This window comes from Paraburkholderia sp. A1RI-2L (assembly GCF_048957375.1).
Lineage (GTDB): Bacteria > Pseudomonadota > Gammaproteobacteria > Burkholderiales > Burkholderiaceae > Paraburkholderia.
Genome location: NZ_JARBTA010000003.1, coordinates 1,055,245 through 1,079,563 on the forward strand (window position 1 = coordinate 1,055,245; position 24,319 = coordinate 1,079,563).

Genomic DNA, 24,319 nt, shown 5'->3' on the forward strand with positions numbered 1-24,319 from the left:
CGACCGCTGGGGTAGTGGGAGCGGAGCACGCGCATTGTGTCGACTGGCCGTCGTGCGGCCATCCCGACAGTTGCCTGAGATCGAACCGGACTCGTCACACATGGGAATTCGCCTGGGCGTTCGAAGCAGCGATGCGGGCCTTCTTTAATTCTAGATCGCCTTGAGCAACACCAGACGTCGGAACGTTCTCGCCGCTTCTGTTTGCCACTTCGTCGAGACGTCGAGCAAGCTGGTGCGGCACCTGCTCGCCAGTTCCGATATGGATGCCGGGAGTCAACGTGACGTGTGCCGCCTCGAAACTGCCCGCGCCGGCGCACAATACCATGCGGCTGGGTGCGTCTGCACCCACAAGTACCGCGACCGCAGGGCTAACAGAGGCAGGCGACAGGGTGTCGAGGACGTCCGCGGACATCAGGCCCTCAAGCATGCGCGTACCAGCCGTTGGAGCAATGCAGTTCACCCGAATGTTGTGCCGCTCGCCCTCGATTGCCAGTGTTTGCATCAGGCCAACCAATGCCATCTTTGCAGCACCGTAATTCGATTGCCCAAAATTGCCATACAGCCCTGATGATGATGTAGTCATCACGATGCGCCCATACTGCTGTTCTCGCATGACGTCCCATACTGCCTTGACGCAATTGACTGATCCCATCAAGTGAACTTCGATCACGGCGCGGAAATCGTCGAGGGTCATCTTGCTAAAGCTCTTGTCTCGCAGGATGCCGGCATTGTTCACCAGAATGTCGACATGCCCCCAGCGGGAAAGCGCTTGATCCACCATTTGCTGAACCTGCCCGGAATCGGTGACTGATGCACTGTTCGCGATCGCCTCACCTCCAGCGGCTACGATTTCATCAACGACATTCTGTGCGGTCGTAGTGGAGCAGCCTCTACCGTTCACATCGCTACCCAAATCATTAACCACGACCTTAGCCCCCAGTCGTGCAAGCAGTAGAGCGTGCTCCCGCCCGAGACCTGCGCCAGCTCCGGTCACGATCGCGACACGATTCGTCAGATCAATTTTCATGGATTGCATCCTTGGTAGCCGTTTTGTACTGGTCTGCGAACGCGCGTCAGGGTTAAGGGCATGGTACGTGATTGCTGCACCAAAAAATTCACCCCACCGCGAGGTGGTCATGATGGCTCGATCCGGCGATATGGACACAAAAACAGACGTTTGTACAAATACAATGTGCAAAAAATATCGGAAAAATTAAGACTTAGGCCGATGATTAGGCTCATGGTAGAAGGGTATGCGGGAGCAGTCAACATATTTTCGATCATTTGTACTGTTTTTTGGCGCTGGACGATTTCATGTATCCTAACGCGTCAAACGCCATCGTGAATTCGAGTCGAAGGTCGCTCAAGGCTGCGACGGTCGCGCCAGTTGCCAGCAGGCGAATCTGCATGCCGGTGAACAGGCTGGCAATAAGGAGTCCGCTTGCTGTCGAGGCGTTGTCGTTGAACTTGGTGAGCAGTCTGTGCCACGCTCGACTCCGGTCACTGACCCACTGACCGACCATGGGTCTGAGTGCAGGCTGTCGAGCGGCTTCCACTTCGACTGCGAGTGTTGCCAGGTTGAAGTCGCTGAACTGCGTAACCTCGCGCGTCAGCACAGCAGTGGTTAAATCGGCAATTTGATCGAGGGATGCGGTCGCCAGATCAAGTCCCTTGACGCTCTCGCGGTAGCGCGTCTTCGCAGCTTCGTAGAGACGTTCGCGCGCTGCGTCGATCAGTGTGCTAACGGGTTTGAAGTAGTAGGGGGGGACTGCAGGAGCGACACCGGCTTTCGAGGCTACGGAACGCCCCGTCACTGCCCCAACGCCGTGAGAAGCCATCAGTTGGATGGCCGCATTTAGCAAATGTTCGCGCGTTTCGTGTCCTTTGCTGCGTTTGATGGACTCTGTCGATGTGGTGGGCAGATCGAGCAACGGTGCTGGGCCTGGTATATCCAGGCCGGTTGAGATACAGGCAGAAACCTCATCCGGGGTTAAGCCCAGAGACAGAATGATAAACAGCAAGCCAATGGTCTGGTCGATTGTTACCTGGACGGCACGTGGCTCGATATCAGCTCCAAGAAGCGACGCAATATCGGTCCAGATTTCTCGAAGCTTCGCATACCAGACTGTTGCGAGCGTGCGGGTGCTGTCGTTGCGGGCCGAAATGAGCATGATTTCGCACCACGCGATTGAGCGCAGCCTGTCTCGTCCGGCAGCGTTGCGTAACAGGTGGACAATGAACTGATTGAATGTCGGGTGGCCTGAGATGAGCCTTGCCTGCTGCGATGCGAAGCTCCGAAAGCGCGTCACATAATCCTCGAGGAGCACTGAAGAAGCATGTTCAAGGAGATCGAATTTCGACGCGTAGTGGTACGTCGTGGCCGCGAGGGAGACCTGCGCGCGCGCCGCGACCTCGCGATGTGTTAGCCCAGCCTCGCCGATTTCGCCCAACAGGTGAATGGTCGCGTGAGCGATTCGGTCCCGTGTCACGTGCGAGCGATGTTGCTTGGGTTGCCGCGAAGATTCCGTTTTAGGAAGCATGTGGAGCGATTTCCGGTGTAACAGATGTGCCATTTTGCCAAAAATCGGAGGCGATGAGGCTGTGGCTCGGTGACGGAAGATGCGATGCCCATGTCGACATTCAGGTCGCAACGCCTTCATGCGCGGTTGCTCTGACGTAAAAGAGATGGTTTGAATGTAGTCGGTGAGCAGGAGTCCGACCCGGTCAGCGCATCGTGGAAAGGCATTCATGAATTGAATGCAGCGAGATTCAGGAGATAAATTTCAAGAAGACTCCGATACTCGATATGCTTGGAAGATATGGGCAATTTAGAAAGGACACCATATGTTCATCGGCGAGAGCAAGGCGTCGCAATGAATCTGTTTGATCTGCTTGGGGAGGTCGCGATTTAGCAAATCTTGAGTTTGGTAATTTGAAACGCGGGCCCAAATTTCTGGCGGCGGCCACTACTGACAGTGCACGATATGACATTACTGATTGGAGTTCCTCTGGAGACAGCCAGCCAGGAACGGCGCGTAGCGACCGTACCTGACGTGGTCGAGAAGCTGATCAAGCTGGGTTTTTCGGTTGCCGTGCAAAGTGGCGCGGGAGCAGGCGCAAACTTTAGCGATGGTGATTACCGCGCTGCTGGTGCGAATGTCGTGGCTTCGGCCGCCGATTTGTGGGGCCGCAGCGACATCGTTCTTAAGGTGCGTCCGCCGAGCAGCGAAGAAGTCGCACTGATGCGGAAGGGCGGCACGCTGATCGGCTTCGTCTGGCCGGCCCAGAACCCGGAACTGATGCAGCAATTGGCCTCCCGTGAGGCGACGGTGCTGGCCATTGATTCGCTTCCGCGGACGCTGTCGCGCGCGCAGAAGATGGATGCGCTCACGTCGATGGCTGGCGTGAGCGGCTACCGCGCCGTCATTGAGGCGGCTAATGCGTTCGGTCGTTACTTCAGCGGCCAGATCACGGCTGCGGGCAAGGTGCCGCCTGCCAAGGTCTTCATCGCTGGAGCCGGTGTTGCGGGCCTCGCTGCCATCGGCACGGCCGTGGGTCTGGGCGCAATCGTGCGCGCTAACGACACGCGAGCCGAGGTGGCCGATCAGGTCAAGTCGCTGGGCGGCGAATTCGTCAAGGTCGACTACGACGAGGAAGGCTCGGGCGGCGGCGGCTACGCCAAGGTGATGAGCGAGGGTTTTCAGCAGGCACAGTGCGCAATGTACGCGCAGCAGGCCAAGGACGCAGACATCATCATCACCACCGCGCTGATTCCTGGCAAACCTGCACCGAAACTCATCACGGCCGAGATGGTGCAGTCGATGAAGTCGGGAAGCGTGATAGTCGACATGGCGGCCGAGCAAGGGGGAAACTGCGAGCTGACGGTGCCTGGCGAGGCGGTGGTGCACCACGGCGTGACCATCATCGGCTACACGGATCTCGCGTCGCGTCTGGCGAGACAGTCGTCCACACTGTATGCGACCAACCTGCTTCGCGTAGTCGAGGAACTGTGCAAGACCAAGGATGGAACGATCAATGTCGACTTCGACGACGAAGCGATTCGTGGTCTCACGGTCGTCAAGGAAGGTAGCATCACCTGGCCGCCACCGCAGATCAAGCAGCCGGCAGCTGCACCGCAACCTCAGACGCCGCCGCCCGCGGTGGCCGCGACGAAAGGCAATGGACACGGCAGCGGCGAGCCGATTTCAGTCAAGACGTTCGCCATCGTCTCAGGCATTGGCGCACTGGTTTTCCTGCTGGTTGGCCAGTTTGCGCCGGCTACGTTCCTCTCTCACTTCACGGTTTTTGTGCTGGCCTGCTTCGTCGGCTACATGGTGATCTGGAACGTCACGCCTTCGCTGCACACACCGTTGATGAGCGTGACCAATGCGATTTCGTCGATTATCGCAATCGGTGCGCTCGTGCAGATCGCGCCGCCGCTGGGCGAGCCCGGTGTGGGACACCGGCCGTCGGGGCTGATCTTGGGCCTGGCGGTGGGCGCGCTGACGCTCACGGCCGTCAATATGTTCGGCGGTTTTGCGGTGACGCGACGCATGCTCGCGATGTTCCGTAAATGAAGGGGGGCGACAACAATGACTTCTAACCTGACTACCGTCTCCTACATCGGCGCGGCCATCCTGTTCATCCTCAGCCTCGGCGGGCTAGCCAATCCAGAGACCGCGCGCCGCGGCAACTTGCTCGGCATGGTCGGCATGCTCATCGCCGTGCTTGCAACCGTACTCGGTCCAAGGGTGTCGGTTGATGGTATTCCATACGTTGTGGTTGCGCTGGTCGTAGGCGGTGCCGTCGGCCTTTTTGCAGCGAAGAAGGTGCAGATGACGCAGATGCCCGAGTTGGTTGCGCTGATGCACAGCCTGGTCGGTCTGGCGGCCTGCCTGGTGGGCTTTGCCAGCTATGTCGATACGTCGGTGCAGTTTATCGGCGCAGAGAAGGCCATCCACGAAGTGGAGATCTACATCGGCATTCTGATTGGCACAGTGACCTTTGCTGGCTCGGTCATTGCGTTCGGCAAGCTCTCGGGCAAGATTGGCGGCAAGCCGCTGCTGCTTCCGGCGCGGCACTGGCTCAATCTGGCAGCGCTGCTGACGGTGATCGTGTGCGGCAACGCGTTCCTTAATGCGCAGACGATTCAGATCGGCTTGACGCCGCTTATCGCGATGACTGGGGTCTCGCTGCTGTTCGGCGTGCACATGGTGATGGCCATCGGTGGCGCCGACATGCCCGTGGTGGTGTCGATGCTGAACAGCTACTCGGGCTGGGCGGCGGCGGCCACCGGCTTCATGCTCAGCAACGACCTTCTGATCGTGATCGGTGCGCTGGTGGGCTCGTCGGGCGCGATTCTGTCCTACATCATGTGCCGAGCGATGAACCGCAACTTCATCAGCGTGATTGCCGGCGGTTTCGGCGGCGGCACATCCGCGCCGGCGGGCGGCGGCACGCAACCGGCTGGCGAAGTGGTGGCAGTGAGTGCAGTGGAGTCTGCCGAGATGCTGCGCGAAGCCAGGAGCGTTATCATCGTGCCTGGTTACGGAATGGCCGTGGCACAAGCCCAGCATACAGTGTATGAACTGACCAAACTGCTCCGGGAGAAAGGCGTCGACGTGCGCTTCGCGATCCATCCTGTGGCCGGTCGCATGCCGGGCCACATGAACGTGCTGTTGGCCGAAGCGAAGGTGCCCTACAACATCGTGCTGGAGATGGACGACATCAACGCTGATTTCCCCGAGGCCGACGTGTCGATGGTCATTGGGGCGAACGACATCGTGAACCCAGCCGCCCAGGACGACCCGGCCAGCCCCATTGCCGGCATGCCCGTGCTGGAGGTGTGGAAGGCCAAGACCTCAATTGTGATGAAGCGAAGCATGGCCTCGGGCTATGCCGGCGTGGACAATCCGCTCTTCTACAAAGAGAACAATCGCATGCTGTTCGGCGACGCGAAAACGATGTTGAGCGAGATTTTCGGGGCACTGAAGGGCTGACGAGGCGGAATGCTCGAGCAGGTGCGCGGTCGACGCCTACGCGTTGAAGCAAGCTCCAGATCCGTCCCGCCTCTGTGAACTGATCACAGACCTGATATAGCGTTTCGGCTCAAGTCGCTGGCAAACCTGTGCGTTGCTGAATCTGCCCGGAACGGCTTGCTGTTACGAGTCAGACGCTCGCTGGAAATGCGCATCAAGGCGATCACGGACGTGGGGTGCATCAAGGTGCACCCCACGTCTACGTGATGCTTTTCCGGGAAGGCTGGAGGGATAGCGACAAAAGGGCGGAACACGTGTTTCTCAAATTTGGCCTGTCGTTCGCCGCAACTGGCAGTGGCGCAACAGGGCGCTCGGGTGCCGCGAGTCTTACGCTGCCTCCTTCGCGGCAATGTTTCCGTGTGCGAGGCGAATCGTGATGGCTCTCATCAACTCGAAAACGCGGTCTACGTCTGGCGGCTGCTTTCGGGACCCGGACATCAAAATTATCGCACCCTCCATTTGTGCAGCGATTAGTCTCGCGCGTGCATGGCATTCGCGTGCGGTGGCTGACGCGTCTATCTCGCGCACCAGATCGACATAGATCGCGCGATAGGCCGTGTACAGTCTCCTCAGGAGTTCAAGCGTGATGTCTGAGTGTTGTGCCAACGCCAACAATTCGAATTCGAATTGACAAATTCTTGGGTCACGTACTTCTTCAAAAGCATCATCAACGATTTCACGCAGTCGTTCCATCGCTGGTTTACCGGTGGGCCTGCCCATATCTGCATAGCGATCTAAATACGTGTTGACGAGTGCGACAATTGTCGAGCGAAGCAGATCTTCGTGCGTTGGGAAGTAGTTTTTTAGTGCAGATCGCGGAATGCCGAGTTCCTCGGCCACCCGCGCTAGCGTAAAGTTCGCGTACCCTTCTGTCGCTAGAAGGTTAGCGGCAGAAGAGATGATCTCGTTGATCTTCACCTCACGACGTTTCCCCTGGACTGTGGGCCGGTAATAGGGCGCATCTTGTCCTGCTTGTCGCAAGCTCAGCTCGAACAATCCATGTTTGACGTGCTCTTCAGATCCCAGGACGCGGCTATGTGCACCGCCCTTGCTATTTGCCTGATGTCTGGATGAATCATGAGAAGGGACGCTACCTTCCAGTTCCTGCTGCGACAAACTCGTAATCATTTTCGCGATGCGTCTTGTCAAGCGAACGAATTCTGTAAAGTCCTTATCGGAGTCTCTCCCGAAATGATTGGCTATCACCAATCCTGCCATCTGTACGACAAGAATGGATGCGCGCACCAGCCGCTGTTCGTTGGTTAGAGTTGGATGAATTTCTGCCAGCAGTTTCGCGAAGCTACTCCGATATTCGGAATGCATCTCTTCAACGAGTTCTGCGGCATAAGGCTCATGCTGAGCGAAAGCCCAAAGTTCAAGCAGGAACTTTGGCATGTCCGTTTCGTTAATGTCGTGAAAGACGCGATCTACCAGCTCGGAGCAACGCCGCGTCGGGCCAACGCCCGACTGGTTTGCGATGGCCGAGTGGTCTTTCACTATTTGGCGCACGTATGTTTCCAGCGCCACGCGCAACAATTCTTCTTTCGTTCGAAAGTAGTATTGAAGGTTCCCCAGTGTGATGCCTACGCGTCCCGCTACCCCGCGGGCCCCGAATCCCGCATAGCCATCCTCCTGAAACGCTTGCTGAGCCGCAAGAATGATCTGCGCAAGGCGTAGTTCCCGGTTGCCTCGCGTGGTCGGCCCGGTATCGGACCGTGTCCCCCCAGATTCGTGAAGCGTCTCTTGTTCTGGCGCCTTTCCGTGCACGTCGGTTCTCCTTAAAACTGACAGTAGCCTGTCGGGGATTATAGGTCGGTCCGGCGGCAGGAGGAAACACCATCGTGAACTTGCACGGTTGATGCGTCCTTGCATCGAGGCCGCAGGTGACGTCTGCACTTGCCTTGCGACAACCTCGGACGAAAGACCAGGCCTGTAGGACGTGCAGTACATGGGGGCTTATCGCCAAGAAGGGGTACGGCTGCGAGTTGGTGTTTTCCCTGCCACCGGGCTTCTTGATGATAGGTCATTGTGGCGCTATAATTAGGTCAATAAGGCGTAGTAGATAGGTCGTAATGTCGCAACTATTGATGTGGCTGATTCGCCTGACCCTGCTGAATTGCGTGCGAGGGAGGCTCATTGGGCACATTGGTATGTAGTTTCATCAGGTACCAGGATCTTGGCCTGTTTGTGCCAGCGAGACTTGCCTTGAGACTCCGCACGTTGACGTGTTCGTGATCGGACCAGAGTGGCTCGCCTATGAGATTGCTGCAAGGCGTCTTGAAGTGAAGTCTTCCGGTTTCCTTGCATTTGAATCAGTCTAATTTTTTTGAGAGGTCAAGACATGAGCATCCGTAAGCTGTCCAACACAGCGTCACCCGATGAAATCGCCGCTGTCCTGAGTGAGGATGGGGTTGTCTGCGTAACTGGCTTTGCATCGCCAGAAACACTCAGCGGCTTGAAGGAGGATCTGATGCCCCTTCTAGACCAGATTCCGGCTGGCGACGACCCATTTTTTCACGGGGAAAAAACGCGCCGTCTCTCGCGGCTTTTCGGACGCACGGATCACGCAGTTTCCATTGCGCTGAATCCGCTGTTTCTCGAGACCGCCCGCAAGATCTTGCAGGTGAATCCAGTCAAGATTTGGCTCGGAGATCAGATGCTCGAGAGCGTGTCGGACATCCAGGTTGGCGCCACCCAGGCTATCCAGATCTGGCCTGGTCAGCCTGGACAGCCTTTGCATCGCGATGATGCTGTCTATCTCTGGCGCCATCCGACCTTTGAGCGGGAGGCCCGCGTCAATGTGATGGTGGCGCTGACCGAATTTACCCATGAGAACGGCGCGACGCGGGTCATCCCCGGCAGCCACAAATGGGATGACGAAAGGATGCCGAGGGTTGAGGAGACGGTTTCCGCGGAAATGAGCGCGGGCGACGCGCTCATGTGGCTTGGCTCGACATACCACGGTGGCGGCGAGAATACTTCGAATGGACCGCGCACTGGCATCTCGATGCCCTACGATCTGTCGTTTTTGCGGCAAGAAGAGAATCAGTATCTTTCGGTTCCCATTGAGAAAGTAAAAGCCTTTCCTGAGGAAGTCCAGCGTCTTCTGGGATGGTCGAGGGGAGAAACGTTCCTGGGTTGGGTTGAAATCGGCGGCAAGATCGTGGATCCGCTTGAGTTGCTCAAGCTGGAGGGCTTCAAGGAAGTCGGCTTGATTCCGTAAATCAGTGACCCAGACTTTGAGCGTTCTGGCCGACACTGGATTGAAAAGGATAACTAATTATGGAGACGTTTACAAAACGACAGTCTATCGTTCCGCCCTCGTTCCAGGCGTGGCACGACAGTTTTCATTTCACCCCGGCAACTCGCGTCGGAGACATCATCTGGGTTTCAGGCCAAGTCGGACTCACTGCCGAAATGAAGGCGGGCGAAGACATGCAGGCGCAGGCCAGGATCGCCTTCGAGTCCTTGAAAGCCATTCTCGATTCAGCCGGGGCAAGTCTGGCTGACGTGGTCGAACTGACGACCTTCCATACGGACCTGCGGGGCGAAATGGAGGCGTTCCAGGCCGTCAAGGACGAGTACTTCCCGCACCCTTATCCGTCGTGGACTGCGGTTGGAGTGACGCAATTGGGCCTTCCTGAGTTATGCGTCGAGATTCGCGCGGTAGCTGTTGCGGGGTCTGGTGAAGGCTAAGCACCGGAAACTGACGGCATGAAGACGGGCATGCCTTATACGCCCGTGATTTGAAGGCAGAAGTTGAACAGGAACCTATGATGAAGACGCACAAAATCGTAGTTGTGTTGACTGCCGCGCTTGCTGCATCGTTGACGATCGGGACAGCTGTCGCTGCGGATACCCTGACGCCAGAGGGGGCAGAACGCGCGGGAAGCAAGGATGGCCTGGTGCCGGCCTATACCGGAGAGCAGTCGGCTGATTCCGGTTGGGAGTACGGAAAGTTCCGCGGAGATTTCTGGAAACACCGGAACGAGAAGCCCCTCTATTCAATCGATGCGACGAATGTCGACAAGTATGCACAGCTACTCTCGCCGGGCCAGATCCAGCTGATCAAGCAGAAAAAAGGCTATCGGATGGATGTCTACCCGTCGCATCGGGAATGCCAATTGCCTGAAGTAGCTGCACAAAATTCGCAGTCAAATCTGACGGCGGCTAAGCTTGATCCAACCGGAGAAACGGTGCAGACGGCGGCCCTTCCAGGGGTGCCGTTTCCGCAGCCGAAGAGTGGCGCCGAAGCGATCCTGAATTACGAGCTGCGATATCGCGGCGAAGGCATCGATTGGCCCATTGTGGTCACCACTGTTTCTCCCCGGGCGGGCAGTACTGAATGGATCGATGCTGTCAGCTCGGCAAGTGAATATTTTCCGACAGGAAAATTAGGGCAGCGCACCCCGCAAGAAGTCGACCAATTGGCTCAGGGCAGCTTTTACCAGATCAACTCGCCCGCTGCGCTGGCTGGCCAGGCATTTGTACAGCGCCAGTATTACGATAAGGATGCCGAAACATACTACTACTTCCCTGGGCAACGCCGCGTCCGGCGGATGCCTGCCTACACGCATGATGCCCCAGCGATTGGCTTTGAAAACCAATACCTGGTTGACGAGGCCAATATGTTCTACGGCTCCATCGATCGGTTCAATTGGAAGCTTGTCGGAAAGCGCGAAATGATCGTGCCGTACAACTCCTTCGGCATGTACAAGTTCAACGAGAATCTGCATGATGCGCTGACCCCCGATGGTCTTGCCTCCGCAAATCGACGATACGAGGTACATCGGGTCTGGGTTGTTGAGGCGACGGTCAAGCCCACTGCGCGCCACGTCGATTCGAAGAAGGTGTTCTATCTGGATGAGGACAGCTGGCTCGCACTCGTAGGTGAGGACTACGACGCGCAGGGCAAGCTGTGGAAGGTGCGAGAAAGCTATCCGATTCCAGTGTATGAGCTGGGCGGAAGCTGCGATAACGAGCCGTTTGTGCAATATGACTTGATTGGCGGCCGTTACGTCGCCGATATGTCGTCGATTGGTCAGAAAAAGGACGTCCGCTGGTACAAAGAGATCACTGATCCTCGATTCAATTCGGATTTTTACACTGCGGAATCTCTGAGGTCGGTCAGTGAGCGCTAAGGCCTGTTGATCAAGAAGGAACGCTCATGTTTGCCTGAGGCACATGTCAGCCAATCAAGGCAGCGAATCAGGACTGAGAGATTCACCGCTTTACAACCGTATTATCAGGAGACAAATCGTGGCAAAGCACCCAGTCGTCATCTATGGCGCAAGTGGTTACACCGGCATGCTGATCATGGACTGGTTGATCGATCAAAGCATTCCGTTTACTGCGGTCGCTCGCAACGCAGCTCGCGCGAAGGAAATGATGGCACAGCGCGTCGTGCGCCTGGAGTCGGCGACGTACGAGATCATCGAAGCCGAACACAACGTCGACTCACTTGTCGCAGCGTTTCGCGGCGCGCAGGTTGTGTGCAACACCGTTGGGCCGTTTTCCAATTTTGGCCTCGTTGGCGTAGAAGCCGCGCTGAAGGCAGGCTGCCATCACCTCGATACCACGGGCGAGCAGATCTACATCCGCCAGGTGCGTGATCAATTTGGGGAGCTGTATCGGCAGGCAGGCTTGCTCGTGTCCCCTTCGAATGCGTACATGTACACCTTCGCCGAAATTGCCGCCGAGTTGGCGCTCGAGACGCCGGGTGTCGACGCACTCGAGACTGCCACGTTGTGTCGCGGACCGCGTGAAACGGCAGGGGTGAGCGTGGGCTCGGCCGCGACGATCTTCGAGGGCGCCCGGAACGAACAGTGTTACTTGTGGGAGAAGAAGCTGGTGCCGCACGCTCCGCAAGCGTCGTTTAATGTCGTTGATCCTGCTTTCATGCAACCGGTGTTCTCGCTGCCTTGGGGTGGTACGTCACTGCCCATCTACTTCGAGCGGGATCCGCGCGTGCGTAGCTGCATTTCGTGCGTCGGCTTCTACGACAACAATGTGATGCAAGCCGTGCACGCGTTCGAGCAGAAATGGCATGCCGAGTACAACGATCTGCCGCGAGAGCAGCAGGATGCGATCCTGAAGCAGGTCGTCGATTCGACTACGCCGACGATGCCGCCACGAGAACGTACGACGATTCAACGCACTGTTGACTTCGCTATCGGCCGTGGACAGATGTCTTCGGTGCGTGCGACGCTGCACGGCGTCACGCCATATATCTCCACTGGCGCCATTCATGCTGCCGCTGTCGCCAAGCTTCTGGACGGCGACACTGCCAGGGTCGGTTTCGCGTCCGGCTCGAAGGCGTTCGGACACCGCTACCTGCTTGGTTTCCTCGAACAGCGGGGGTTGGCGCGCGCCACGATCTCGCAGCTGTAACAGTAACAGCCGTGCGGCCTTGACCCAGTCGTCGGGCCGTATCGGAACACTCACCAGAGCACGCTCCGCACGGCTTCTGTTGGGAGTTGCGCCGAGAATCGGTTGTAGAAGGGGTGCTCCATGCAACTCAAGCGCATTGGTATTGCAACGGCGATCGTCGTGGCTGGGCTGGTGGAAGCCCATCCATGCGTGCAGGGCGATCGCGTTGGCGCATTCGATCGATTCACGAAGCATGCGCGCGCGGATACCGGCACCGGTAGCGGGGGCAACTCCGACTCATTCAAGCAGGGCCGCCGCACGGACTGGTTCGACCTATACACGGAAGGCATGGGCAGCCCCGTCATCGGCCCGCAGTGGATCCCAGGGAAAATGTAAATGGCAATCATTGATTTTTTTGACCGTGGATGGCGCATCAACCCTCACGGCATCGCTTATATCCAGGGCGAACGCAGCTTCTCCTTCCAGGAGATCGGTGAGCTTTCGTGCCGAGTCGCCAATGGGCTGCTCGCTGCAGGGTTCGAAAAGGAAGCGAAGGCCGCAGTCTGGGCAGACAACGACGTGATCGCCTGGGGCTGCGGACTCGGCATGTGGCGTGCCGGCATGGTGTATATCCCCGTCAACGGGCGCAACGCACCGGCCGAGAACCAGCACGTGCTCGATGCCTTCGACTGCGAAGCGCTGTTCTTTCAGAAGGCCCTCGCACCTGCGGTCGAAGCGCTGCGTCACCGTTTGCCGAAGGTCAAGCTCTGGGTGTGCATTGACGGTGATTTGCCGTGGGCGCCGTCGCTTGAAGATTGGAGCGCCGGTCAATCGTCGACCATGCCGCGCGTCGATTACGACATGGATGACATCGTCACGCTGTCGGCCACCGGAGGCACGACGGGCGCGCCTAAAGGCGTGATGAACACGCATCGCGCGTTTCAGACCTACTTCGCGCAATTCATGATCGCGTTCCCGTATGGCACGCAGCGCCCAGTGAATCTCGCCGCTGCCCCAATGACGCATACCGCGGGGATGATGTCGCTTCCGTGCACGGCGCGCGGCGGCACGGTGGTTGTGCTGCCGAAGCCGGATCCCGCGCTGCTGTTGGACGCCATCGCCAGGCACCGCGTCACCGAATTTTTCCTGCCACCGACGGTCATCTACCGTCTGCTCGACATTCCGGGCATCGAGCAGCAGGACTTCTCGTCGCTCAAGTACTTTCTCTACGGCGCTGCGCCGATGTCGGTGGAAAAGCTCAAGCGCGCGATCGAGGTGTTCGGCCCGGTCATGGCCGGTGGTTACGGGCAGACCGAAGCCGCGGCGTCGATTTCCAACATGGCGCCGGACGAGCATTTTGTTGATGGCGGGATCGCGTCCGATGAACGGCTATCTTCGGTGGGCCGTCCGAACCCGCTGATCCGTGTCGAGATCATGAACGATCAGGGTGAGCCGCTGCCGCAAGGCGAGACTGGTGAAATCTGCGTGCGTGGCGACCTCATCATGAAGGGCTACTACAAGGCCCCGGAAAAGACCGCCGAAACCATCGTTGATGGTTGGCTGCATACCGGTGACATCGGCCATCTCGATGCCGAGGGCTATCTTCACATCACCGACCGCAAGAAGGACATGATCATCAGCGGCGGCTTCAACGTCTACCCGAGCGAAGTCGAGCAGGTCATCTGGGCGCATCCTGCGGTGCAGGATTGCGCGGTGATCGGCGTACCCGACGAGAAGTGGGGCGAGGCGGTAAAGGCAGTCGTGGAGCTCAATGTGGGCCAGACGGTGAGTGCCGAGGAACTCGTTGCGCTGTGCAAGGAGAGGCTCGGTGCGGTCAAAGCGCCGAAGAGCGTGGAATTCGTGGGCGCGCTGCCACGCAGCGTCGTCGGCAAGGTGCTGAAGAAGGACCTGCGCGAGCAGTACTGGCAAGGCCTGCAACGCAAGATCTGACGAGAGTGATAAACGAATGAGCAACATCTACATTGCCGGCATCTGCATGACGGTGTTCGGCAGGCACCTCGAACGTAGCGTCGACGATCTGGCGGGGGAGGTGCTGCGCGGTGCGTTGAAAGATGCCGGCTGCGGTGCCGACGTGATCGGCGCGGCTTACTACTCGGGCGTCACCAACGGCATGCTGCAGGGTCAGTTGTCGATTCCGGGTCAGGTTGTACTCAGCAAGATCGGGATCTCAGGGATTCCGGTGTTCAATCTTGAGAATGCCTGCGCGAGTGGCAGTACTGCGGTACACCTGGCGATACAGCATCTGCGTGCAGGCGGCAGCGATGTTGCGCTTGCGCTCGGTGCAGAAAAGATGAACGTCGAGGACAAGTCGAGGACGTTTGCACTGTTCGAGACGGGCTGGGATGTATCGAGGGTCGATGAGAACTTTGCGGCGTTGACGAAACTGGGAGATGGCATCGTGCCTCCGCCCGGCTCGGAGTCTGACCGGCCCTACAGCCGCTTTATGGCGATTTATGCCGCGTTGTGCCGGTATCACATGAAGACGTACGGCACGACGCAACGTCAGATCGCCGCGGTCTCTGCGAAGAACCACGGACACTCGGTGCATAACCCGCTGTCACAGTTCCGAAAGCCATTTACGATCGAGGAGGTACTCTCAGCGCCGCCGATCACATATCCCATCACGTTACCCATGTGCGCGCCTGTCACGGACGGTGCGGCCGCCGCCATCTTGTGTACCGAGGAAGGCTTGCGACGCATCGGTGCCGATCGCAGCCGCAGTATCCGGGTCGCGGCAAGCGTAATTCGCAGCTCCACCCCTCGGCGTATCGACGAACCGGAGAAGAACATTGGCCGTCTTGCCGCACTTCAGGCGTACGAGCAGGCCGGCCTGAGCCCCGAAGACATCGATGTTGCCGAGCTTCACGATGCTTCGGCAATGGGGGAGATCATTCAGGCCGAAAACCTCGGCCTCGTGCGGTTGGGCGAAGGCGGTCCCGCTGCTGAGCGCGGCGAGTTTACGATCGGTGGGCGAATTCCGCTCAACACGTCGGGCGGCCTCGAATCTAAAGGTCATCCGCTCGGCGCGACGGGCATCGGCCAACTGTACGAGCTGGTCACTCAGTTACGCGGGGAGGCTGGCGCACGTCAAGTACAGGGTGCACGGCATGCGATTCAAGAGAACGGCGGCGGATTCCTGAGCATCGAGGAAGCCGCGCTTGCGATTCACATCCTGAGCAAAGATTGATGGAAGCAGCGGCCGCGGTCCGGCCGCTGTGCGGCTTGTGATTGTGACGCTGCAGTATCGGCTATTCAAAGAATGCGGTCCGATATTGGGCACTATTTTCCCAATACGTTGAACTCAATTCTCTCCTGGTGCTTACATCGACGCACCGAATCATAGGTCACCTTGGTGTAGATAGAAGACATCATTGTGAACTACTGCGCTTGACCTGATCCGCTATGAAGATCGCGACGGAAGCCGGCGTCGGCTCGTTGTCGACTTCCGTGTGACCAGAAGAAGCACAGGACAAATGCGGGCATTCCATACCAGGAACGTCGTCGTCGCGAAGGTTGGCGTTTTCCCTAGCTTTCTGTTTCTTGATTGTAGGTCATCGTGGCGTTATGATTAGGTCATAGAGGCGTACATTGATACACGAGGGCGATTGGCTCGATAAAGCTGATCAGCTCATTTGTCAAGAAAATTAATTACAAGCGCTGGGCCTCCATAAATCCAGTTGGCGTGTGCCCAAGATAGGAGCATCGAAATGATTCGTCTGCACAAGTCGGTTGCGTTGCCGTTGGTCGGAATGAGCGGTTTCGAAACGCCTTTGAGCGAAGAGGAAGCCGCAATTCAGAGCACCGTTCATCGTTTCGCGCGCGACGTGCTACGTCCTATTGGTCGGGAACTCGACCGCATGAAGCCTGAGGATGTAATCGCTGCCGGGTCGCCATTCTGGACCGCCATTGCCGAGAGCGCAAAGCTGGGGCTTGATCCTCAGTTGATCGCCCAGTTTCCGCCCGAGGTTGCTGTCCGAATCGAGTCGCTCATCGGAGAAGAGTTGGGCTGGGGCGATTCGGGTATTGCTGTCTCGATGGGCGTGACAATGATGCCGTTGTTGATGGCGCACTCGGTGGGCAATCAGGAACTGATCGATATGTGCACGAACAAGATCGGCTGCTGGATGAACACGCAGCCGGACCGCGGTACGGATTCCGCGATCCTGTGTCGCGGAGAGCTTAGCGCACATGGCAAACAATCGGTGGGCAACATTACCGCGAAGGTGGGAGCCGACGAGATCGTTATCAACGGGCAGTATTCGTCGTGGGTATCGAACGGGACCGTGGCGCAGGTGGGCCTCGCTTATATGGCGGCAGACTATGGTGACGGTTTCTACGGTACCGGCGAGCAGAGCAGCATGACCAATGGTATCGGCATGATTATTCCGTTGGATCTGCCGGGAATTTCGCGCGGCAAGCCGCTCGACAAGATCGGTCAGCGTTCGCTGCCGCAAGGTGAGATCTATTTCGATAACGTGAAGGTACCGAAGCGCTTTGCGATTGCGCTGAAAGACGAGTATCTCGGCAACCTCACTTCGGCATGGTCGTACGCCGGCACGCACATGTGCCAGGTGTTTGTCGGCACGGCGCGTGCCGCTCTCGAACTGGCGCTCGAGTATTGCAACGAGCGCAAACAGGGCGGTGCGTCGCTAATAGATCACCAACTGACACAGTTCCGCATCGGTGAGATGGTGCGCCGGCTGGAGACGGCGCGTGCGATCGCGCGCCGCACCCTCGCGTTCTCGCGGATATCGCCACGGGCCCACCCGTATGTGACCGCCATGGGTAAAGTGAGCGTGACCGAAGAAGCAATGAAGATCGTGCACGAGGCATTTCAACTGTTTGGCGCTAATGGCACCACGCGCGAGTTTCCGATCGAGAAGCTGTTCCGCGACGTACGCTCCGCGTTGATCGAGGACGGTGAGAACTACATTGCGACGACGCGTCTGGGTCTGCTGGCGAGCCAGCTCTACCAGAACGGGTGGGGCAAGCAATAGGCGCCGTCGTGGATGCGGGCCGCGCTGCGCTGGCGGTGCGCATCCCCCACGCTTCCTTCAACTCGAGCGGACATGGACGGCCGATCGAGTGATTGCGGCGGCGGGCGGGCACCTGGAATCAAAGATTGAGGCGGAAAGTGTAATGAAAGTACTGGTAGCGGTAAAGCGTGTCGTAGATGCAAATGTGAAGATTCGCGTCAGGGCAGATGAATCAGGCGTTGATCTTTCGAACGTCAAAATGAGCGCTAATCCTTTCGACGAAATTGCCGTCGAGGAGGCCGTGCGTCTGAAGGAGGCAGGGGCTGCGACGGAAGTGATCGTTGTGTCATGCGGAACGAGCGCTTGTCAGGAGACACTGCGGACCGCCTTGGCGATCGGTGCCGATCGCGCCATTCTCGTGGAATCGAACGACGGTATTGAACCGTTGGCAGTGGCAAAGATTCTGAGGGCGCTTGCCGACAAGGAGCAGGCACAGCTCGTGATCCTTGGCAAGCAGGCCATCGATGACGACTCGAATCAGACCGGCCAGATGCTGGCTGCATTGGCAGATCTGCCGCAGGCAACGTATGCCGCGAAGCTGACGATCGCAGATGGCAAGGCAATTGTCGCGCGCGAAGTGGATGGCGGGACGGAAACACTGTCGCTGACGCTGCCGGCCATTGTGACTACGGATCTTCGCCTGAACGAGCCGCGTTATGTGACGCTGCCTAACATCATGAAGGCGAAGAAGAAGCCACTGGATATAGTCAAGGTGGAAGATTTCAGCATCGATGTGACGCCGCGTCTGAAAACGCTGAAGGTAAGCGAGCCGCCGAGGCGCGCGCCCGGTGTGATGGTTCCGGACGTGAATACGCTGATCGAGAAAATGAAGATCGAAGCGAAGGTGCTGTAAAGGGAGCGAATGGAAATGAAGATTCTGGTAATCGCCGAACACGATAATGTATCAATCAGGACTGCTACGTTGAATACGGTTGCGGCAGCGGCCATTGTTGCAACCCTCTCGGGAGCGGACATTCATGTGCTGGTGGCGGGCCACGATGTGGGCGATGTGGCGGATGCAGCAGCGAAGCTCCCTGGGGTAGAGAAAGTGCTTGTGGCCGACGCGCCGCAACTCGTCGACGGCCTCGCGGAGAATATTGCTGCAACCACGCTGAATCTTGCGGCGAGTTATTCGCACATCTTCGTGCCGGCGACCGCATATGGGAAGAATATTGCACCGCGTATTGCAGCGAAGCTCGACGTCGCCCAGATTTCGGACATCACGGCAGTTGAGAGTGCCGATACATTCGAGCGCCCGATCTACGCAGGCAATGCGATTGCGACAGTTCAATCATTGGATCCCATCAAGGTGATCACAGTACGCTCCACGGGCTTCGACGCGGTGGGAAACGAAGGCGGCTGCGCAGCCATTGAGAAGATCGAAGCTGCGCCCGATGCCGGCGTGTCGCAGTTCGTGAGCCGCGCAGTGACGAGACTCGAGCGTCCGGAACTGACGAGCGCAAAGACTATTGTGTCTGGAGGCCGCGGACTCGGTAGTGGGGAGAACTACAAGACAGTGCTGGAGCCGCTCGCGGACAAGCTGAAGGCGGCGCTCGGCGCGTCGCGTGCGGCAGTGGATGCAGGTTTCGCACCGAACGACTACCAGGTGGGTCAGACCGGCAAGATCGTCGCGCCACAGCTATACATCGCGGTCGGTATATCGGGAGCCATTCAGCACCTGGCCGGCATGAAGGATTCGAAAGTAATCGTCGCAATCAATACGGATCAGGAAGCTCCAATTTTCAGCGTGGCGGACTACGGTCTTGTCGGTGATCTGTTCAAGGTGGTCCCTGAGTTGACGATGGCGATCTGATTGTATACCGGGCTTGCTGTGGAAGATGCGATGGCCGCGTGCCTTTTTCATGTCGCTGGAAGAGCGCGAGGTCGCAGATAATTCTCTTGCAAGCATTTTACGGAACGGGAAGTGGTTATAAATCTGCATAGTCGATTAGGCGAAAATCATGGATCTTCGAACTGGTGTTCTTTGTTTTTCTTGCCTGGTTCTGGCGGCAAGTGGGCTTGTTTTTGGTGCAAAATTCATTAAAAGGAAAAATCATCTCCTTGGCCTGGAGTTTTTTATTCTGAGCACATCGGCAACAAATTTTCTGATATTCAATATAACCGGTTCTCCGACTCTTTATTCAATTGCGCATTTTTTTGATGCGTTTTCCAGAGGCTTTGGTGTTCCAGTTGTAGGTGTGGCGGGCTTGATGGCTGTCACACATAATTACAAGCCGTCGGTGCGGCAGGAGATTTTTCTGTTCATGATCTCCATCACAGGGACAATTTTCATTGTCAATTTTGATTTTCTGGCCAAGCCCCTGCCTTATTTTTATTTGATTATGTGGGGGGTAATGATGATCTACTTGTGTTATATCGTAAAGCGATTGCTTGAGATTGGTGAGGCTCTTAATGTCGTGATGTTGACATTGGGAATTGTTTCCTCATCTATTATTGCCGGAGTTTATGATTTCTATAAAATACCCGGAGAAGAAACGAATGTTGTGTTTAATTTTTTCACTCTCGCTTTGCTAGTTTGGTCATATTTTGAAGTTGCTATCTATTACTCATATTGTGCGTTAGAGCGTGGGCAAGGACGTTGGGCGGCGGTGGCGGCATAAGTTTCACCGAAATAGCGCCGGGAATTTTCCGCGCAAACAACTGATGCAACGTGAGATCAGCGAAAGAGCGTGGGGCGATGGCCGGCTTTCTTGCGATGTGAATGGCCGGGATGGAACTGTGGCCGCGGTACAGCAGGTCGTAGACGAGGTCGTGGCTGCATGCGGTGAAGCGACTGCCAACGGCGCGTCCATCGCGGACACCGAGCATGTGCAGAACCCTTTTGTCGGCGAGACGCTTTTGCATGCGGCTATGGGGTCCCGACGTTGTTCCGACGCTGGAGGGTCAATGTGCGGCCATCATTGGCTTCAACAAGTCCAGGATTCTTTTTGACCACCTGGATTGCTCATGGCAGTCACGGAAACAACATGATAAAGAAATCTCCCTCAGATGCTTCAGCCAACCTGCAGCGCAGGCAATGGCTCAAATACGCTGGTGCCACGGCTGCGGCGGGTAGTCTGGTTTTCGGCGCCAAGCCGGCAAATGCCAGCATCGCTGCACCTGCGCAGAAGTCGGAAGGTGTTCTTGACGTCGCCATCATCGGCGCAGGCCTGGCGGGCCTGACAGCGGCACGTGACCTGCAACGGGCGGGTTGCCAGTCCTTCGTGGTACTGGAAGCGCGCAATCGCGTTGGTGGGCGCACGTACAACCAGGACCTGGGTCACGGTGTTGTGTCCGAAGCTGGCGGCCAGTGGATCGGCCCTGGTCAGACAGCGATTGCTGACCTGACGCGCGAGCTCGAGGTCGAGACGTTCCCAACCTTCTACGCGGGCAAGACTGTCATTCTGGCGGGGGACGTCCGGGTGACTCAGGACCTCCATGGTACCAGCGGTGGCGACGACGCGATTGCTGCCAAACTTGACGAACTGGCTCGCGGCGTGCCGGCCGCCGCACCCTGGAAAGCCAAGAACGCGGCTGAGCTCGACAAGTTGTCGTTCGGTGATTGGTTGCTGCAACAAGGTGTGAATTCTGAGGATGGGTATTTCCTTGGTATCGCGGCAAAGCTGTCGCTTGGCGGGGCACCGGCGCAGCTTGGGCTGTTGCAGTATCTGGCGGCGATCAATAGTGCGGGCAACAGCCGCGCCCGACTCGAATCCATCAAGGACGGCGCGCAGGAAACGCGCTTTGTTGGCGGTTCCCAGGTTCTCAGCATCAAGATGGCGGACGAGCTTGGTAGCAAGGTCCGGCTGTCGTGCCCCGTGCGTAAGATCACCGGCTGGGAGCGCGAGATTGTTGAGTTGAACACCGATCAAGGTGTAGTGCGTGCGCGCCAGGTGGTCATTGCGTTGAATCCGGCGCTTTGCAACCAGATCGCTTTCGATCCTCCCTTGCCCGATGGCCGTGTGCAATTGCAACAGCGTTGGCCCACGAATGCCCCAATGCGCAAGACGGTGCATGTCTATGACCGGCCGTTCTGGCGCGATGACGGACTGAATGGACAGATCTTCCAGGTCGGCGGGCCAGTCTACATGGCCTATGACAACTCCCCGCCAGATGCATCGGTTGGCGTGATCAGCGCATTCGTGCCACCTGGCTCGGTCCCCGGCGATCCCAAAGCTGCCGAGCGGATGCTGTCGGCGATCTATGCCCAGTCATTCGGGGACAAAGCGCTGCGCCCGACGCAGTTCCACGATTTTGACTGGGGTCGAGTCGATCCATGGACGTTGCAATGCATCCATCCCATACCTCCCGGCTTCTGGACGAAATGGGGCAAGTTCCTTCACCCATCGGTAGGTCGGTTGATCTGGTCGGGAACCGAGACTGCCGACCTTTGGGCCGGTGCAATGGACGGTGCGGTGCGCTCAGGTCACCGGGCGGCATTGCAGGCGCTGGCAGCCCTCGCACAACACAGCGAGGGGGTATAAATGAAACGTACCTTGATCATCATTGCCGTCGTGGCGGTTGCGGGCGCCATCGGCGCGGCTGCACTCTATGGGCCCGACCTGCTGGACGGCATGCGCTTCGAGAAAGCCATGTCCCAGATCAGCATATCGAACAAAGCCGACGCCGGTCCCTGGCCACAGCCGCAAGAGACCTGCTTCTTTTGTCACGGAGCGCACGGGCAGTCGCTCAATACGTCGTATCCGGCGTTAGCTGGCCAACCGCAGGCGTATGTGGCCGCACAACTGCATGCGTTTGCTATGGGGCAGCGTCAGAGCCCATATATGGTGCCACTCGCGAAGAATCTGACTGACGCGCAGATCGATTCACTGGCCGCCTACTTCGCCAGGCAAGTACCGACTCGAAACGAGGATGCGCCCGCCGATGCAGCGCTCGAACGGCGAGGTCTGTCACTGGTTCAAGCCAGGAGCTGTCAAGCCTGCCATGGGCCGCAGCTGATGGGCAAAGACCTGGCGCCACGGCTTGGTGGACAAGGCGAGGCCTATCTTGTGGCTCAACTAGCGGCGTTCAAGTCCGGTGAACGTCATGACCCGACTGGTGCGATGAACGGCGTCGCAGCAACGCTGTCGAGCGGAGACATTTCTGCCGTAGCTCGATACTTGGCCAGGGTGTCGCCGGGTCAGGGGGGTATCGCCGCACAGTAGTTTGCCAGGTGAGACAGAGTCGTGAAGGCTCGGCGGCAGTCGAAGTTGCCCAATTCGCGCTCTCTGGGCGCACGGTATTGCGGATCTGTTCAAGCAATGGATTCTCCGGTTATGGACGAGACGGGTTATCACATTGCATAGGATTACGAATAATTTCGAGTGGCGAATCCTGTCGAGAAACGCCCGTCACCAGACAGAGGCACCATGACAAAAATATCTACACCCAAAGGCTCTGCCAACCTGCAACGCAGGCAATGGCTCAAGTATGCCGGCGCCTCGGCAGCCGTCGGAACGATCGCCATGGGAACCCGGGAATCGTTTGCCGCCACGACCGGTCGAGGGTCAGGCGATGTTCTCGATGTCGTCATTGTCGGTGCCGGGCTGGCCGGGCTGACTGCCGCGCGAGACCTGCACGCTGCAGGGTGCGAATCCTTCGTCGTACTCGAAGCACGGAATCGTGTAGGCGGGCGGACGTACAACTTCGAGGTGCCCGGCGCTGGCGGGTTCATCTCGGAAGTCGGTGGCCAGTGGATCGGGCCGGGGCAGACCGCGGTGGCAGATCTGGCGCGTGAACTCGGAGTTGGCACATTTCCTACCTACTACGACGGAAAGACAGTCGTTCTTGGCGGTGATGGGCGTGTGGAAATGGACTTGAAAGGTACGTTCGGCACGGACCAGACCATCGGCGCCAGGCTGAGCGCGTTGTCGCGTGATGTGCCTTCGGGAGCGCCGTGGACTTCACCGAGGGTTGCGGAGCTCGACAAGCTCTCAATGGGTGACTGGCTGGCAAGGCAGGACATCAAGCCTGAAGACCGCATGGGCTGGAACGGTTCGTCGATGCTTTCCGGCGGTGCCATGCCGGCAAAGATGGGGCTGCTGCATTTCCTTTCCATGGTCAATTCGGCCAATTGCGACTTCTCGCAGCTCGACGAGATCAAGCACAGCGCTCAGGAAACACGGTTTATCGGCGGCTCGCAGATTCTCAGCACGAAGATGGCGCAACAGTTGGGCGACAAGGTGCGGCTGTCGACACCCGTGCGCGAGATTTCCGGTTGGGACGGCGAGGTCGTCACGCTGCACACGGACCATGGGGTGGTGCGCGCACGTAAGGTCATCATGGCCATTCATCCGGCCTTGTGTCATCAGGTGCACTTCGATCCACCTCTGCCGGAAAAGCGCGCGGCATTGCAGCGCGCCTGGCCGGGGCATTCGCCGGCGCGCAAGACGGCGATGGTCTATCGCCGCCCGTTCTGGCGCGATAAGGGCTTGAACGGTCATATTTTCCAGATGAACGGGCCAATTATCTGGGCCTTTGACAACTCGCCGCCGGGTGGCGAGATTGGAGTCATCAACGCCTTCACTATGGGTGCGCTGCTGCCTTCCGACCTGCAGGAGGCCAAGCGGATACAGACGGAAATCTATGCTCAGGCGTTGGGCGGCGAGGCTCTGACTCCGGTGGCCTACCACGATCACGATTGGGGTCGCGTTGATCCATGGACGATCACCTGCGTTTCGGCCATTCCCCCAGGCTTCTGGAGCGAGCACGGTGAAGCATTGCGTCCGTCGTGCGGGAACCTGATCTGGTCGGGCACCGAAACCGCAAACATCTGGGCCGGTTACATGGATGGCGCAGTTCGCTCCGGCCATCACGGCGCGCTGCAGGCGCTCAACGCACTGCGCCGGGCGTAGG

19 protein-coding genes and 1 pseudogene are annotated in these 24,319 nt (G+C 58.0%); 17 read left to right on the forward strand and 3 right to left on the reverse strand.

Going from position 1 to position 24,319, the window contains the following annotated elements:
• Positions 1-94 precede the first annotated feature (94 nt).
• Both PWP93_RS28020 and PWP93_RS28025 read right to left on the reverse strand, forming a co-directional pair.
• The gene (locus PWP93_RS28020) at positions 95-1,027 is read right to left on the reverse strand and encodes an SDR family NAD(P)-dependent oxidoreductase (RefSeq protein WP_421046903.1); all 933 of its coding nucleotides are present in this window, start codon (positions 1,025-1,027) and stop codon (positions 95-97) included.
• 253 nt (positions 1,028-1,280) lie between these two features.
• Positions 1,281-2,540 carry a TetR/AcrR family transcriptional regulator gene (locus PWP93_RS28025; RefSeq protein WP_421046904.1) on the reverse strand — a complete coding sequence of 420 codons (1,260 nt, stop codon included), beginning with the start codon at positions 2,538-2,540 and terminating at the stop codon, positions 1,281-1,283.
• A gap of 444 nt (positions 2,541-2,984) precedes the next feature.
• Between PWP93_RS28025 and PWP93_RS28030 the strand changes: the two genes are divergently transcribed.
• The 3 genes and pseudogenes from PWP93_RS28030 to PWP93_RS28040 all read left to right on the forward strand — a co-directional run.
• Positions 2,985-4,577, forward strand: a complete 1,593-nt coding sequence (locus tag PWP93_RS28030; RefSeq protein WP_421046905.1) for a Re/Si-specific NAD(P)(+) transhydrogenase subunit alpha — start codon at positions 2,985-2,987, stop codon at positions 4,575-4,577.
• 15 nt (positions 4,578-4,592) lie between these two features.
• On the forward strand, positions 4,593-5,999 hold the full coding sequence (gene pntB, locus PWP93_RS28035; protein WP_421046906.1) for a Re/Si-specific NAD(P)(+) transhydrogenase subunit beta: 1,407 nt from the start codon (positions 4,593-4,595) through the stop codon (positions 5,997-5,999).
• A 46-nt stretch (positions 6,000-6,045) separates the two neighbouring features.
• Positions 6,046-6,316, forward strand: a pseudogene (locus PWP93_RS28040) (IS3 family transposase); the annotation flags it as partial.
• Positions 6,317-6,365: 49 nt separating this feature from the next.
• On the opposite strand, the gene PWP93_RS28045 reads toward PWP93_RS28040, so the two are convergent.
• The gene (locus PWP93_RS28045) at positions 6,366-7,805 is read right to left on the reverse strand and encodes a TetR family transcriptional regulator (protein WP_421046907.1); all 1,440 of its coding nucleotides are present in this window, start codon (positions 7,803-7,805) and stop codon (positions 6,366-6,368) included.
• Between the two features lie 574 nt (positions 7,806-8,379).
• Between PWP93_RS28045 and PWP93_RS28050 the strand changes: the two genes are divergently transcribed.
• The 14 genes from PWP93_RS28050 to PWP93_RS28115 all read left to right on the forward strand — a co-directional run bounded on the left by PWP93_RS28050 (position 8,380) and on the right by PWP93_RS28115 (position 24,318).
• Positions 8,380-9,261, forward strand: coding sequence for a phytanoyl-CoA dioxygenase family protein (locus tag PWP93_RS28050; RefSeq protein WP_421046908.1), 882 nt, complete (start codon positions 8,380-8,382; stop codon positions 9,259-9,261).
• 59 nt (positions 9,262-9,320) lie between these two features.
• Positions 9,321-9,734 (forward strand): RidA family protein, encoded by a 414-nt coding sequence (locus PWP93_RS28055; RefSeq protein WP_421046909.1) that lies wholly within the window; start codon positions 9,321-9,323, stop codon positions 9,732-9,734.
• 77 nt (positions 9,735-9,811) lie between these two features.
• A complete protein-coding gene (locus PWP93_RS28060; RefSeq protein WP_421046910.1) occupies positions 9,812-11,179 on the forward strand; it encodes a DUF1329 domain-containing protein in 1,368 nt (455 codons plus the stop codon).
• Positions 11,180-11,297: 118 nt separating this feature from the next.
• Positions 11,298-12,428, forward strand: a complete 1,131-nt coding sequence (locus tag PWP93_RS28065; RefSeq protein ID WP_421047016.1) for a saccharopine dehydrogenase family protein — start codon at positions 11,298-11,300, stop codon at positions 12,426-12,428.
• A 120-nt stretch (positions 12,429-12,548) separates the two neighbouring features.
• Positions 12,549-12,803 (forward strand): hypothetical protein, encoded by a 255-nt coding sequence (locus tag PWP93_RS28070; protein WP_421046911.1) that lies wholly within the window; start codon positions 12,549-12,551, stop codon positions 12,801-12,803.
• Positions 12,804-14,357 carry a class I adenylate-forming enzyme family protein gene (locus PWP93_RS28075; protein ID WP_421046912.1) on the forward strand — a complete coding sequence of 518 codons (1,554 nt, stop codon included), beginning with the start codon at positions 12,804-12,806 and terminating at the stop codon, positions 14,355-14,357.
• A 16-nt stretch (positions 14,358-14,373) separates the two neighbouring features.
• Entirely contained in the window at positions 14,374-15,615 is a 1,242-nt protein-coding gene (locus PWP93_RS28080; RefSeq protein ID WP_421046913.1) for a thiolase family protein, read from the forward strand.
• Between the two features lie 520 nt (positions 15,616-16,135).
• Positions 16,136-17,425: an acyl-CoA dehydrogenase family protein gene (locus tag PWP93_RS28085; RefSeq protein WP_421046914.1), complete on the forward strand. Its 1,290-nt coding sequence runs from the start codon at positions 16,136-16,138 to the stop codon at positions 17,423-17,425.
• A 142-nt stretch (positions 17,426-17,567) separates the two neighbouring features.
• Complete coding sequence (locus tag PWP93_RS28090) at positions 17,568-18,317, forward strand: electron transfer flavoprotein subunit beta/FixA family protein (RefSeq protein WP_421046915.1); 750 nt, start codon at positions 17,568-17,570, stop codon at positions 18,315-18,317.
• Positions 18,318-18,332: 15 nt separating this feature from the next.
• Positions 18,333-19,277, forward strand: a complete 945-nt coding sequence (locus tag PWP93_RS28095; protein WP_421046916.1) for an electron transfer flavoprotein subunit alpha/FixB family protein — start codon at positions 18,333-18,335, stop codon at positions 19,275-19,277.
• Between the two features lie 148 nt (positions 19,278-19,425).
• Complete coding sequence (locus tag PWP93_RS28100; protein WP_421046917.1) at positions 19,426-20,085, forward strand: hypothetical protein; 660 nt, start codon at positions 19,426-19,428, stop codon at positions 20,083-20,085.
• 366 nt (positions 20,086-20,451) lie between these two features.
• The gene (locus PWP93_RS28105; protein ID WP_421047017.1) at positions 20,452-21,948 is read left to right on the forward strand and encodes a flavin monoamine oxidase family protein; all 1,497 of its coding nucleotides are present in this window, start codon (positions 20,452-20,454) and stop codon (positions 21,946-21,948) included.
• Positions 21,949-22,629 (forward strand): c-type cytochrome, encoded by a 681-nt coding sequence (locus tag PWP93_RS28110; protein ID WP_421046918.1) that lies wholly within the window; start codon positions 21,949-21,951, stop codon positions 22,627-22,629.
• A 204-nt stretch (positions 22,630-22,833) separates the two neighbouring features.
• Entirely contained in the window at positions 22,834-24,318 is a 1,485-nt protein-coding gene (locus PWP93_RS28115; RefSeq protein WP_421046919.1) for a flavin monoamine oxidase family protein, read from the forward strand.
• Position 24,319: the final 1 nt, after the last annotated feature.